The organism is Rhizobacter terrae (genome assembly GCF_003852895.1).
GTDB classification, from domain to species: domain Bacteria; phylum Pseudomonadota; class Gammaproteobacteria; order Burkholderiales; family Burkholderiaceae_C; genus Albitalea; species Albitalea terrae.
The window spans coordinates 317,127-329,827 of record NZ_QUSW01000006.1 but is presented as its reverse complement, the minus strand read 5'-3'; the positions used below and the strand labels follow the sequence as shown (position 1 = coordinate 329,827).

Sequence of the window (12,701 nt, the reverse complement as noted above, 5' to 3'; positions counted from 1 at the left end):
CGGCATGAAGGTCTCGGCCAACGGCATTACCCTGGAAGTCGAAGACCATGGCTCGCCCTCGGGCGAGCCGCTGGTGCTCATCATGGGCCTGGGCATGCAGCTCATCGCCTGGCATGAAGACCTGGTGCAGATGCTCGTGGACAAGGGCTTCCGGGTGCTGCGCTTCGACAACCGCGACATCGGCCTGTCGCACAGCTTCGACCACCTGGGCGTGCCCAACCTCGGCATCGAGGCGCTCAAGCATGTGGTGGGCTTGCAGGTGAAGAGCCCGTACTCGCTGGGGGACATGGCCAACGACACCGCGGGGCTGCTGGATGTGTTCGGCATCAAGCAGGCCCACATCTGCGGTGCCTCGATGGGCGGCATGGTGGCGCAGCAGCTCGCCCTGCGGCACCCGCACCGGGTGAAGAGCCTCACGCTGATGATGACCAGCAGCGGTTCGCGCAAGCTCTCGCAGCCTTCGCTGAAGGTGCGCAGCGCGATGCTCTCCAGCCCGGACGACCCGAAGAGCTTCGACAGCATCGTGGCGCACTACGTGAGCATCTACAAGCTCATCGGCAGCCCTGGCTACCCGTCGGGCGACGAGTGGCTCACGCGGCGCCTGTCGATGTCGGTGCGGCGCAGCTACCGGCCGCAGGGCACGGCGCGCCAGCTCACGGCCATTGCGGCCGATGGCGATCGGTCCTCGCTGCTGCCGCAGATCAAGGCGCCCACGCAGGTCCTGCACGGCCTGCAGGATCCGCTCGTGCCGGTTGATGCCGGCAAGCAGCTCGCAACGCTCATCCCCGGCGCGAAGCTCGATCTCGTCGAAGGCATGGGGCACGACCTGCCCACCGCCTTGTACCCGCGCTTCGCCGCGGGCATCAGCGCCGCCGCGGCGCGCGCCTGAACGCCACGGCTACTCCCGCCGCCCGCCCTTGCCCAGCGCGCGCTTGAGCCCCGCCTCGAACTTGCGCATGTCGATGGGCTTGAGCCAGTAGTCGTAGGCACCAAGGCTCATCGCCTTCACGATGTCCATCGACAGGCTGTCGGCCGTGAGCAGCGTGACGCGCAAATGCTCGTTGGCGATCTGCTCGTTGAGCGCGCGCACCACCTCCAGCCCGCCGATGTCGGGCAGGTGCATGTCCAGCAGCACGAAGTCCGGCTTCTCGGACTGCGCGAGCCGGATGCCTTCCATGCCGGTGCCGGCCGTCAGCAAGGTGATGCCCGGGTAGCGCGACAACGCGGCCTCCACGAGGTCGACGTTGATGGGGTTGTCTTCGATGTAGAGCACCTTGCCCCGCAAGTCCAGGGCATCGGAGATCGGTTCAACATCGGCGTGCTGGGGCATGTCGGTCCTTGTCTCCATCCGACGCGATGGAGCCTCAAGACGATTGTGGTGTCGGCAATCGCACCAGTCATCTGTGACAACGATTCCCCTCTCGTGAAGAGGGTGCATCACCCCGAATTCGCGGACTCGACATTTGCGCGCAATCGGAGCATTCTTGAGCGCACTCTCTCGGCGAAACCTGGACGCCATTCATCACGGCGTGAGAACAATCAGGGGCTGGCGATGACGCACAGGGTGGGCGATGCACTGATTCGTGCCTTCAGCGACAAGGTTGCCGCTCAGATGGGCATGCGCTTCGGCGCGAACCGGCATGACGTGCTGCTGCGCGCGGCGAACGCGCTGGCGCAGCGTGCCGGGGCGACGTGCGAGGCCCGTGAGATCCAGCAGTGGCTCGTGCGCCCCTGGAACCCGGCCGACATCCAGTCGCTGGCCGAGCTGTTCAGCGTGGGCGAAACCTATTTCTTCCGCGACCCCGCGGCCTTCGACATCCTCGAGCATGAACTGCTGCCGCCGATGATCGTGCAGCGCCGCGAGTCGACGCGACGGCTTCGGGTCTGGAGCGCGGGCTGCTCCACCGGCGAAGAGGCCTACTCGCTGGCAGTGATGCTCTCGCGCCTGATCCCCGACCATGCCCAGTGGGACATCGAGGTGTGGGGCACCGACATCCACATGGGCTTCCTGGCCCGTGCGCGCGAGGCCACCTACGGCGACTGGTCGTTCCGCGGCGTGCCCGACCTGGTGCGCGAGCAGTACTTCCATCGCCTCGACGCCGACCGGCTCCTCGTCAAGGACTTGCCTCGCACGATGGTGCGATTCGAGTATGCGAACGTGATGGAGCCGCCGCTGTCAGCGCAGCCCTTCGACATCATCCTGTGCCGCAACGTGCTCATCTACTTCGGCCGCCAGCAGGCGCGCCAGGCCGTGGCCCACCTGCGCGGGGCGCTGGCCGACGGCGGGTTGCTGCTGGTGGCGCCCACCGAGGCGGGTGCGCGCTGCTTCGATGGCTTCGAGGCCGTGCGCTACCCGAACGCGCTGTTCCATCGAAAGGCGGCACTGAGCAGCGACCTGCCCGCGCCGCCCGCGCGGCTGCGGCCAGACACCGCGCGCCTGAAACCCGCGCTGGACCGCAGCCTCGATGACGCCATCTCGCGCTGCGAGGCCGCCCTGGCACGCGACAAGCTCGACGCCGCGCTGCACGTGCAGCATGCGGCCCTGCTCGAAGAGGCGCACCGCCCCGAGCAGGCACGCGACGCCTTGCGCCGTGCGCTGTTCCTGGAGCCGGAGCTGACCCTGGCACGCAGCGCGCTGCAACGCCTGTCCGACCAGCTCGGCCATCGGCATGGGCGGCATCGCTCGCATGAGGTGGCCCAGTGAGTCCCGCCCGGCCGCCCGAAGGGACTCGCACCGCAGTGCGCAGCACGGAGGTTTCCCAGTGAGTCCTGCCCGGCCGCCGATCAATTGGGCGCAGCTCAGGGAGCGGCTGGCCCGCACCGAGGAGGCGCTGTTCCGCGGCCAATACGCGACGCCCGAGGCCCGGCTCGCGGCGCATGAAGCGCGCACCCGCGCCATCAGCGCACAACCCGCGCCGCGGGGCAACGGCACCGAGGTGGTGGAGTTCGTGCTCGGCACCCGCCACTACGCGGTGCCTACAGCACATGTGATGGAGGTGAGGGCGCTGAATACCCTGACGCCCTTGCCTTGCGTCCCCCGCTTCGTGTCGGGCATCATGAGCGTGCAAGGCCGGATCATCGCGGTGATCGACCTCAAGACACTCCTAGATCTTCCCGAGTCGGGACTGACGGATCTGAACAAGGTGATCATCCTGCGTCACGCGGACATGGAGTTCGGCGTGCTCGCCGACGCCATCGTCGGCGGGCGTTGGCTGCCGTCGTCCGAGGCCGGCACGCTGACGCTCCTGGATGTGCCCGGCATGGCCGGCGATCCGCGTTTCACCATCGACGCGGAGGTCGCGGCATGAGGGGCGTTCGCCTGGTTCAGAACAAGCGTAGCCGCAACACGGCACAACCCCAGGTGAGGTTCCATGACCCGACGCTTCGGAGCCCCGGCCTCGGCCGGTGTCGCTGTCAAAGGCGCTAGACACACGAGAGCCCCCAACCGCCGCCGGCACGTGGCGCTGGCGGTTTGCGCCGTCTTTCATGCGGCTTGCGGCCTGGCCATTGCCAAGGGCACCGAGCCCACGCCGGCGGGATTGGCAAGGCTGTCCATCGAGGAGCTGGCCGACATCGAGGTGTCGTCAGTGTCCAAGCGGCCCGAGCGCCTGGCCGATGCGCCGGCCGCGGTGTTCGTCATCACGCGCGACGACATCCGCCGCAGCGGCGCCGTCACCCTGCCCGAGGCGCTGCGGCTCGCGCCCAACCTGCAGGTGGCGCGCGCGTCGTCCAACAGCTGGGCCATCTCCGCACGCGGCTTCAACAACACCAGCGCCAACAAGCTGCTGGTGATGATCGACGGACGCACGGTCTACACACCGCTGCACTCCGGCGTCTTCTGGGATGTGCAGGATGTGATCATTGCGGACGTCGAGCGCATCGAGGTCGTGAGCGGACCGGGCGGCACGCTGTGGGGTGCCAATGCGGTCAACGGAGTGATCAACGTCATCACCCGGCAGGCCCAGCAATCCATCGGTACCGTTGCCAGCGTGGGCGCCGGCAACGAAGAGCAAGGGCTGACCGTGCGGCATGGCCTGTTGCTGGGCGATGATGCAGCCGTTCGTGGCTACGTCAAGACGCAACGCTTCGAGGCCAGCGAGCGCCAGGACGGCTCCGCGCTGTCGGATGCCTGGAACCGGCAACAGGCGGGCTTCCGCGCAGATTTCGGAAAGTCCGCCGCATGGACGGTGCAAGGCGATGTCAACCAGGGCAAGGCGCAAGGCGGTCCCGGATTTCCGGACCGGCTGGTTTCCGGCGGCAACCTGCTGGCACGCTACAGCCGCGAGTTCGACGACAAGTCGGGCCTGCAGGTGCAGGCGTATTTCGACAGCTACCGGCGCCGCCAGCCCAGCTTCTTCGACGAAGACCTGGACACCTACGACGTCGATGCGCAGCACCACTTCGGCCTGCGTGCCGACCACGAAATCGTCTGGGGCGGCGGGCTGCGCGAGCAGCATGACCGCACGCGTGGAGGAGCACTGCTGGCCTTCGTGCCGGCCAACAGCACGCTGCGGCTGATCAACGTTTTCGGGCAAGACACCTGGACGCTCTCGCCGCAGACCAAGCTGACCTTCGGCCTGAAGGTGGAGCACAACAGCTACACCGGCGTGGAATACCAGCCCAACGTGCACCTGGCCTGGAAACCCTCCGAGCAGACGCTGGTGTGGGCTGCGATCTCGCGCGCGGTACGCACGCCGTCGCGCCTGGATCGCGACTTCTACATCTTCATCCCGCTGGGGGCGCCCTACACCGGGCGCCTGCTGGGCGGCACGAACTTCCAGTCGGAGCGCGTGACGGCCTATGAGCTGGGCTACCGGGCGCAACCGGCGAAGGACGTGTCGGTGTCGATCTCCGCTTTCGTGAACGACTACACCCGGCTGCGCAGCATCGAGGCCAACGGCAGCGGCGACTTCGTGCTGGGCAACAACATCCGCGGCCGCACCCACGGGCTGGAGGCCTGGGCGGGATGGCAGGTCACTGAGATGTGGCGCGTGAATGCCGGTGTCTCGCTGCTGAGCGAAGACCTGAAGTTCGAGCCCGACAGCACGGACCCGGGCACGACAGCCTCCAGCGGCAATGACCCGAAGTCGCAGCTCTTCCTGCGCTCCAGCTGGTCCCTGGGCGACGACCTCAGCCTGGACCTGGGCCTGCGCCGCATCGGCGCGCTGCCCAGCCCCGCGGTGCCGGCCTACACCGCGCTCGATGCGAGGGTGGCCTGGCGCATCAACAAGGTCTTCGAACTCGCGCTGTCCGCCGCCAACCTGGGCGGCCGCCATGTGGAGTTCAACTCCGGCGCCAACACCGCCTGGTTCGGCCGCACCTACTTGTTGAGGTTGACATGCCTGCTGTGATGCGCACGTGCTGGCAGTTGATCGCCGCCCTGTGGCTGCTGTTTTCGGCGGCCGCTGCCGACGCGGCCGAGCCGCTGGAGTATTCGGTGAAGGCGGCCTACCTCGCCAAGTTCGCGATCTACGTGGACTGGCCGCCGGCCAGCTTCACCGCGCCCGGCGCGCCCATCGTGCTGTGCGTGGTGGGCGAGGACCCCTTCGGCAACCTGCTGGACGAGGCCGTGGCCGGGCAGACGGTGCAAGGCCGCAGCCTGGCGGTGAAGCGGCTGAAGACCATGAACCGCGAGTCGGGCTGCCACATCGCCTACTACGCCGGCGAGCCGAAGATGGAGGCCTTGAAGGGCATTCCGGTGCTGGTGGTGACCGATGTGCAAGGCGGCGCGGGCATCATCAACTTCGTGCTGCGCGACAACCGCGTGCGCTTCACGGTGGATGACGAAACCGCGGCGCAGCATGGCCTGGGCATCAGCTCCAAGCTGCTGAACGTGGCGCTGGCGGTCAGGGCGCGAGGGGCGCACTGATGATGCGCCGACTCCACGACGTGCCCATCCGCCGCAAGCTGATGTGGATCTCCGTCATCAGCTCCACCGTCGCCTTGCTGCTGGCCGGCGCCATCCTCGCGCTGTACGAGGTCTATTCCTACCGGACCCAGCAGCTGCAGGACGCCAACGTGCAGGCCGACCTGCTGGGAGCCTCGGTCACCGCATCGCTGGAGTTCAATGAACGGCGCACCGCGCAGGACTACCTGAACGCCTTCAAGACGCATCCGGACTTCCTCGCCGCGGCGGTGTATGCCGCCGACGGCTCGGCCTTTGCCAGCTACACGCGCGGCAACTCCGCCGATGCCGCGCGGCGCGAGCTGCCGGCGCGCGCGCAGGAGTTCGGCGTGAGATTCGACGACGGCGAACTGGTGGGCTTCTGGCCGGTCAGGCAGGGCCGCAACACGGTGGGCAGCATCTACCTGCGCATCGCCACCGAGCCGCTGGGCGTGCGCATGCTGCGCTATGGCGGCGTCATCCTGCTGGTGATGCTGGGCTCGATGCTGATCGCCTTGCCGGTGACCAACCGCATGCATGCGGTGATCGCTTCGCCGCTGGCCAGCATGGCCGAGGCATCGCGCCGCATGGCCGCCGGCGATCTGGTGGACGTGCCGGGTGGCGAAGGCCGCGCCGACGAGATCGGCCAGCTGCAGGATGCCTTCCACCAGATGAGCACCTCGCTGCAGGCCAAGGCCCAGGTGGCGCGCGAGATCGCGGGCGGCAACCTGGCCTTGAAGGTGGTGCCGCAGTCCGAGCACGACGTGCTGGGCAAGGCCTTCGCCGACATGGTGGACAACCTCCACGAGAAGGCCGAGACCGCGCGGCTGATCGCCACCGGCGACCTCACCGTGCCAGTGCGCTTGCAGTCCGAGCGCGACGAGTTCGGCCGCGCCTTCGCGGTGATGGTGGAGAACCTGCGCGAATTCAACCGGCAGGTGAGCGACGGCATCGGCGTGCTGGGCTCGTCCACCAGCGCCATCCTGAGCGGCACCACGCAGGTGGCGGCCGGCGCGTCCCAGGCCGCGGCGGTCATCAGCCAGACGGCGGTGACGCTGGACGAGGTGAAGCAGACGGCGCTGGTCTCGACCCAGAAAGCGCGCTACGTGGCCGACGCGGCGCAGCGTGCGCGCGAGGTCTCGCAGGCGGGTCGCCAGTCGGTCGAGGAGACGATGGCCGGCATGCAGCAGATCCGCGAGCAGATGGAGATGATCGCCGACAGCATCATGCGGCTGTCGGAACAGACGCAGGCCATCGGCGAGATCATCGCCAGCGTGAACGACCTGTCCGAGCAGACCAACCTGCTGTCGGTGAATGCCTCGATCGAGGCCGCCAAGGCCGGCGAGCACGGCGTGGGTTTCTCGGTGGTGGCCCAGGAGGTCAAGAGCCTGGCGGCGCAGTCGCGGCAGGCCACGGCCCAGGTGCGCAACATCCTGAGCGAAATCCAGAAGGCCACCACCAATGCGGTGCTGGCGGCGGAGCAGGGCGCCAAGGTGGTGGACATCGGTGCGCGCCAGTCGCAAAGCGCGGGCGAGGCCATCCAGCGATTGACCGACAGCATCGCGGAAAGCGCCTCGGCGGCCAGCCAGATCGCGGTGTCCGCCCAGCAGCAGATGGTGGGCATGGACCAGCTCGCGCAGGCCATGGGCAACATCCGCACGGCGACCACGCAGAACATGGACAGCACCCGCCAGGCGGAGATCGCGGCACATCAATTGCATGAACTCGGTGTGAGACTCAAGAGCATGGCGGGTCTCTACAAGGTTTGAGAGCCAGCCCGGGGAGGGTGTCTTTCACAAAGCAACACGGCGAAGTCAAGCCATGGAAGACGAGAAGTTTCTGAAGATGCTCCTGCAGACCTTCGCGGTCGAAGCGCGGGAGCACCTGGATGCAATGTCGACGCTGCTGCTCGAACTGGAGCGGCAGGCGCCGGGCGCGCGCGCGTCCGGCGCCGAGACGCTGTTCCGCGAGGCGCACAGCCTCAAGGGCGCGGCCCGCTCGGTGAACCTGGCCGAGGTGGAGCGCGTGTGCCAGGCGATGGAGCGCGTGCTGTCCGCGCTCAAGCGGGGCGAGCAGCCGGTGACGCCGGCCTTCTTCGAGGCGATGCATGCCGCGGTGGATGGCGTGGGCCGCCTCGTAGCACGCGACGTGGGCGAGGGCGCGGCGGTGGAGGCCGGGCTGGCGGTGACGCTGTCGCGCATGGTGCTGCAGCTGCTTGAAGGCGAAGCTGCCGCGGGGGCTGCAATTCCATTGGTGGCGCCGGCAGCGGCCTCCGTGCCGGAGAAGACCGTGACGCCCGTCGCGGCAGCGCCGTTCGCCGCCGAGCCCATCGCTGCAGCACCCGTCGCAGGCGCCGACACCGTGCGCATCGCCACCGCCAAGCTCGATGCGCTGATGGCCCAGGCCCAGGAACTCCAGGCCCTCAAGCTTGGCGGTGCGCACCTGGCCGACGAGACGCAGGCCATCCTGGACATGTTCGCCACTTGGCGCCGTGGGCACGACAAGCGCTCCGGCCATTCGCGCATGCTGCGCCGTGCCGGTGTGCTGGACAAGCTGGAGAACAGCAAGAACAGGCGGCTGCTGGAACGGCTGCTGGACGCGAGCGAGACCGACGAACTCTTCCTCAAGTCCCTGGCCGATCGCCTGGGCCGGCTGGCGCGTGCCGCGGTGCAGGACCGGCGCTTGCTGTCCTCGCGCATCGACCGCCTGGCCGACGAGGTTCGGCAGGTGTCCATGCTGCCGTTCTCTTCGCTGCTGGCCTCCGCACCCAAGCTGGTGCGCGATCTCGCGCACGACAGCGGCAAGGACGTGGCCGTCGACATCCAGGGCATGGCCCTGGAAGCGGACCGCCGCATCCTCGAACAGCTGAAGACGCCGCTGACGCACCTGCTGCGCAACGCGCTGGACCACGGCATCGAGCTGCCTCAGCAGCGCGTGCTGGCCGGAAAGCCACCCCGAGGCCGGCTGGTGATTTCGGTGAGCGCCCATGAAGGCGCCCGCATCGCGCTGACCCTAGCCGACGACGGTGCCGGCGTGAACGTGGACAAGGTGCGGGCGCGGGCACTGAAGATGGGCTTGCGCACCGAGGACCAACTCGCGCGCATGGCGCCGGACGAACTTCAGCAGCTCATCTTAGAGTCGGGCCTGTCCACCAGTCCCATCCTCACCGACCTGTCGGGGCACGGGCTGGGCCTGGCGATCGTGCGGGAGAAGGTCGAGGCCTTGGGCGGCACGATCAGCGTGGCGGCGGGCGAGGGCGGCATCGGCACGCGCTTTGGCATCGTCCTGCCATCGATGCTGGCCACCTTCCGCGGCTTGCAGGTGCGATGCGGCGGGCAGGCCTTCATGCTGCCGTCGCGCCAGGTGGAGCGCGTGCTGCGCATCGAGGCTCCATCCGTCGATGCCGGCGGCGAAGCGCCGCAATTGCTCGTGGACGGAGAGCACCTGCGGCTCGTCTCCCTGTCGGCGCTGCTGGGGCTGAAGGAGCGCGTGCGACCCGACGACGCATCGCGCTTCGTGCAGGTGGTGGTCGTGGCCAACGCTGGCGAACGGCTCGCCTTCACGGTGGAGGAGGTGGTGGGCGACCAGGAGATGCTGGTCCAGCCGCTGGTGCCGCCCTTGCGCCGTGTGCCCCACATCTCGGCGGCCACTGTGCTGGGCGGCGGGCAGGTGGTGCCGCTGCTGAGCGTGCCCGATCTGTTCAAGTCGGCACTGGCGGCGTCTGCCATGGCATGGCCTGTGGCCCCGCGCGCGGGCGATCCGGTCTCGCTGCTCGTGGCGGAGGACTCAGTGACCGCGCGCACGCAGCTGCGCGAGATCCTCGAAAGCGCCGGCTACCGCGTGACCACCGCCGCCGACGGCATGGAGGCGCTGGACAACCTGCAGTCGGGCGACTATGACCTGCTCGTCACCGACGTGGAAATGCCGCGCCTGGACGGCTTCGGCCTCACGGCCCGCGTGCGCCGCGACGAGCGCCTGTCGCAGTTGCCGGTCATCCTTGTCACCGCGCTCGATTCGCGCGAAGACAAGGAGCGCGGCGTGGAGGTCGGCGCCAACGCCTACATTGTCAAGCGGGGCTTCAGTCAGCAGCGCCTGCTCGACACCATCAGGACGCTTTTATGACGCAGGGAACGAATCACCGCGTTCGTGTCCTGCTGGTGGAAGACTCGCCCACCTACCGCGTGCTGCTGTCGGGCCTGCTCGGCGACGATTCCCGCCTGGAAGTGATCGGGGTGGTGGGCGATGGTGCGCAGGCGGTGGAGTCGGCGCAGCGCCTGAGTCCTGACGTGATCGTGATGGACATCCACCTGCCGGCCATGGGCGGCTTCGCAGCCACGCGGCTCATCATGGAAACGGCGCCCACGCGCATCGTGATGGTCACGGCCACCTCCATTCCCAACGAGGTGGCGCAAAGCTTCGAGGCGCTGGAGTCCGGTGCGCTGACGGTGCTGGCCAAGCCGCCGGGTCCCGGGCATCCGGAGTTCGAGGCGATGCGGCGCGAACTCGTCAACACCGTGGCCCTGATGGCCGAGGTGCCGGTGGTGCGCCGCTGGCCGGCGCAGAAGACGCCGGCGGCTGCACCGGTGCCGGTGGCTTTGCACGTCGGCCGCATCGACCTGATCGCCGTGGGCGCCTCCACCGGCGGACCGCTGGCACTGCAGGCGCTGCTCACCGCGCTGCCGCACAAGGGCATGCCACCGATCGTCATCGTCCAGCACATTTCCCACGGCTTTGCCGACGGGCTGGTGCAGTGGCTGTCGCGCGTGGCGAGCTATGACATCAAGGTCGCCGCGCATGACGATTGCCTGCACCACGGCATGGCCTGCATCGCGCCCGATGGTGCCCACCTGGAAGTCAAGGCCGACGGCCACGTCGTGCTGCACCAGGGGCCGCCGGTCAACGGTTTCCGGCCCGCGGTGGCCACCTTGTTCGCCTCGGTCGCGCGCGAGTACGGTCCACGCGCCGCCGGGCTGCTGCTCACCGGCATGGGACGCGACGGCGCGCAGGAGCTGCTGGCCATGCGCCAGGCCGGCGCTCTCACCATGGCCCAGGACAAGGGCAGTGCCGTGATCAACGGCATGCCCGGAGAGGCCGTGCGCATCGGCGCGGCCATGCACGTTCTTACGCCACAGGACATGGCGGCCACCTTGAGCCGCCTTGCCAGAACACCGTCGTCAGGGGACCGCTCATGAACTCGCCCGCACCGATCGAGATCCTTCTCGTCGAGGACAGTCCGACGCAGGCTGCCAAGCTGAAGTACCTCATGGAAAGCCACGGCTACGCCACGCGCGTGGCCGGCAACGGGCGCAAGGCGCTGGAGGCCATCCAGGAACGCAAGCCGCGGCTCGTGCTGTCGGACGTGGTGATGCCCGAGATGGGCGGCTACGACCTGTGCCGCGCGATCAAGACCGATCCGGCGCTGCACGACATCCCGGTGATCCTGGTCACCTCGCTCATCGATCCGAAGGACATCGTGAGCGGCCTCGAATCGGGCGCGGACAACTTCGTGCGCAAGCCCTATTCGGAGGAGTACCTGCTCAAGCGCATCCAGCACGTGCTGCTCAACCAGGAGCTGCGCCGCGCGGAAGGCGGGCGCTTCGACCTGGGCATCGTGGTGTACATCGGCGGGCAGAAGCACTTCATCAACGCGGAGCGGCAGCAGATCCTGGACCTGCTGATCTCGACCTACGAGCAGGCCATCGCGGTGAACGAGGAACTGCAGATGCGCGAGCACCAGATCGTGGAGCTCAACGCGCACCTGGAGCGGCGCGCGGAGGAGCTGGAGGTGATCAACGCGGAGATCGCCCGCAAGAACGTGGAGCTGCAGCGCGCCAGCGGCATGAAGTCGGAGTTCGTGGCCAACATGTCGCACGAGCTGCGCACGCCGCTGAACGCGATCATGGGATTCTCGGAAATGCTCAAGGACGGCATGCTGGGCGAACTGACCGATCGCCAGAAGAACTCGGCCTCGGCGATCTTCGACAGCGGCATGCACCTGCTTTCTCTCATCAACGACATCCTGGACCTGTCGCGCATCGAGGCGGGCAAGATGGAGCTCGACCTGGAGAAGGTGGAGGTGGACGACCTGCTGCAGAACAGCCTGTCGATGCTGAAGGTGCGCGCCTCGGCCCACCGCATCGAGCTCAAGCTGGAGTCCGATGTCCGCGAGCGCATCGAGGTGGACCGCCGCAAGGCCAGGCAGATCGCCTACAACCTGTTGTCCAACGCGGTGAAGTTCACGCCGGACGGCGGCGCGGTGACGCTGCAGGCCCGTGTGACCGACACGGTGGATGCCACTGGCATGCTTCGCGTCGGCGAGGAACCGCTGCTGGGCAGCCAGCGCTATCTGGAGCTGGCCGTGATCGACAGCGGCATCGGCATTGCCGCCGATGACATGGGAAGACTTTTCCGGCCCTTCTCGCAATTGGACAGCGGCTTGTCCAGGAAGTACGAAGGCACCGGGCTGGGCTTGGTGCTGGTGAAGCAGCTCGTGGAGCTTCACGGTGGAGCTGTGGCAGTCACGAGTGAACTCGGCAAGGGCACGACCTTCAAGGTGTGGCTTCCCTTTCGCGACGCGATGAGGAATGTGCCCGCTCCGGTGGAGGCGGTGGCGCACTGAGTTCCGCTGATTCGTTTTTCGCGGCGATGGTGAGGCACGGCGGTGGTTGCCGAGGCCGGTGGGTGGCTGACAGAGCGAAGTAAAGGAGGAGGGCCGGGCGAAGCCCGGTCCGGGGGACATGAGCGGAGTCGGCCACCCGCCGGCTTCGGCATCAACCCGATGTCACAGCGAGTGGCGCGAGCTGGCGCAAACGAGGCC

The 12,701-nt window shown here is 68.0% G+C and carries 10 protein-coding genes; 9 read left to right on the top strand and 1 reads right to left on the bottom strand.

Annotation, left to right across the window (positions count from 1 at the left end; genetic code table 11):
* Nucleotides 1-4 precede the first annotated feature (4 nt).
* Nucleotides 5-889: an alpha/beta fold hydrolase gene (locus DZC73_RS21545; RefSeq protein ID WP_124542438.1), complete on the top strand. Its 885-nt coding sequence runs from the start codon at nucleotides 5-7 to the stop codon at nucleotides 887-889.
* Between the two features lie 9 nt (nucleotides 890-898).
* On the opposite strand, the gene DZC73_RS21540 is transcribed toward DZC73_RS21545, so the two are convergent.
* Nucleotides 899-1,330, bottom strand: a complete 432-nt coding sequence (locus DZC73_RS21540; protein WP_124542437.1) for a response regulator — start codon at nucleotides 1,328-1,330, stop codon at nucleotides 899-901.
* 222 nt (nucleotides 1,331-1,552) lie between these two features.
* Between DZC73_RS21540 and DZC73_RS21535 the strand changes: the two genes are divergently transcribed.
* The 8 genes from DZC73_RS21535 to DZC73_RS21500 all read left to right on the top strand — a co-directional run bounded on the left by DZC73_RS21535 (nucleotide 1,553) and on the right by DZC73_RS21500 (nucleotide 12,503).
* Nucleotides 1,553-2,704, top strand: a complete 1,152-nt coding sequence (locus tag DZC73_RS21535) for a CheR family methyltransferase (RefSeq protein ID WP_124542436.1) — start codon at nucleotides 1,553-1,555, stop codon at nucleotides 2,702-2,704.
* 58 nt (nucleotides 2,705-2,762) lie between these two features.
* Nucleotides 2,763-3,308: a chemotaxis protein CheW gene (locus tag DZC73_RS21530; RefSeq protein WP_198414917.1), complete on the top strand. Its 546-nt coding sequence runs from the start codon at nucleotides 2,763-2,765 to the stop codon at nucleotides 3,306-3,308.
* A gap of 63 nt (nucleotides 3,309-3,371) precedes the next feature.
* The gene (locus tag DZC73_RS21525; RefSeq protein WP_124542435.1) at nucleotides 3,372-5,351 is read left to right on the top strand and encodes a TonB-dependent receptor plug domain-containing protein; all 1,980 of its coding nucleotides are present in this window, start codon (nucleotides 3,372-3,374) and stop codon (nucleotides 5,349-5,351) included.
* Nucleotides 5,339-5,869, top strand: coding sequence for a YfiR family protein (locus DZC73_RS21520; RefSeq protein ID WP_124542434.1), 531 nt, complete (start codon nucleotides 5,339-5,341; stop codon nucleotides 5,867-5,869). The genes DZC73_RS21525 and DZC73_RS21520 overlap by 13 nt, the downstream gene beginning before the upstream one ends.
* Nucleotides 5,869-7,653 (top strand): methyl-accepting chemotaxis protein, encoded by a 1,785-nt coding sequence (locus DZC73_RS21515; RefSeq protein ID WP_124542433.1) that lies wholly within the window; start codon nucleotides 5,869-5,871, stop codon nucleotides 7,651-7,653. Before DZC73_RS21520 ends, DZC73_RS21515 begins: the two co-directional genes overlap by 1 nt.
* A gap of 52 nt (nucleotides 7,654-7,705) precedes the next feature.
* Nucleotides 7,706-10,006 carry a hybrid sensor histidine kinase/response regulator gene (locus tag DZC73_RS21510; protein ID WP_124542432.1) on the top strand — a complete coding sequence of 767 codons (2,301 nt, stop codon included), beginning with the start codon at nucleotides 7,706-7,708 and terminating at the stop codon, nucleotides 10,004-10,006.
* Complete coding sequence (cheB, locus tag DZC73_RS21505) at nucleotides 10,003-11,076, top strand: chemotaxis-specific protein-glutamate methyltransferase CheB (RefSeq protein ID WP_124542431.1); 1,074 nt, start codon at nucleotides 10,003-10,005, stop codon at nucleotides 11,074-11,076. Before DZC73_RS21510 ends, cheB begins: the two co-directional genes overlap by 4 nt.
* A complete protein-coding gene (locus DZC73_RS21500) occupies nucleotides 11,073-12,503 on the top strand; it encodes a hybrid sensor histidine kinase/response regulator (protein WP_124542430.1) in 1,431 nt (476 codons plus the stop codon). The genes cheB and DZC73_RS21500 overlap by 4 nt, the downstream gene beginning before the upstream one ends.
* Nucleotides 12,504-12,701: the final 198 nt, after the last annotated feature.

Bases quoted from the DNA above. Each gene is read 5' to 3' on its own strand.
- cheB (WP_124542431.1), top strand. From the start codon at position 10,003: ATGACGCAGGGAACGAATCACCGCGTTCGTGTCCTGCTGGTGGAAGAC.
- DZC73_RS21520 (WP_124542434.1), top strand. From the start codon at position 5,339: ATGCCTGCTGTGATGCGCACGTGCTGGCAGTTGATCGCCGCCCTGTGG.
- DZC73_RS21540 (WP_124542437.1), bottom strand. From the start codon at position 1,330: ATGCCCCAGCACGCCGATGTTGAACCGATCTCCGATGCCCTGGACTTG.
- DZC73_RS21510 (WP_124542432.1), top strand. From the start codon at position 7,706: ATGGAAGACGAGAAGTTTCTGAAGATGCTCCTGCAGACCTTCGCGGTC.
- DZC73_RS21545 (WP_124542438.1), top strand. From the start codon at position 5: ATGAAGGTCTCGGCCAACGGCATTACCCTGGAAGTCGAAGACCATGGC.
- DZC73_RS21525 (WP_124542435.1), top strand. From the start codon at position 3,372: ATGACCCGACGCTTCGGAGCCCCGGCCTCGGCCGGTGTCGCTGTCAAA.
- DZC73_RS21535 (WP_124542436.1), top strand. From the start codon at position 1,553: ATGACGCACAGGGTGGGCGATGCACTGATTCGTGCCTTCAGCGACAAG.
- DZC73_RS21515 (WP_124542433.1), top strand. From the start codon at position 5,869: ATGATGCGCCGACTCCACGACGTGCCCATCCGCCGCAAGCTGATGTGG.
- DZC73_RS21500 (WP_124542430.1), top strand. From the start codon at position 11,073: ATGAACTCGCCCGCACCGATCGAGATCCTTCTCGTCGAGGACAGTCCG.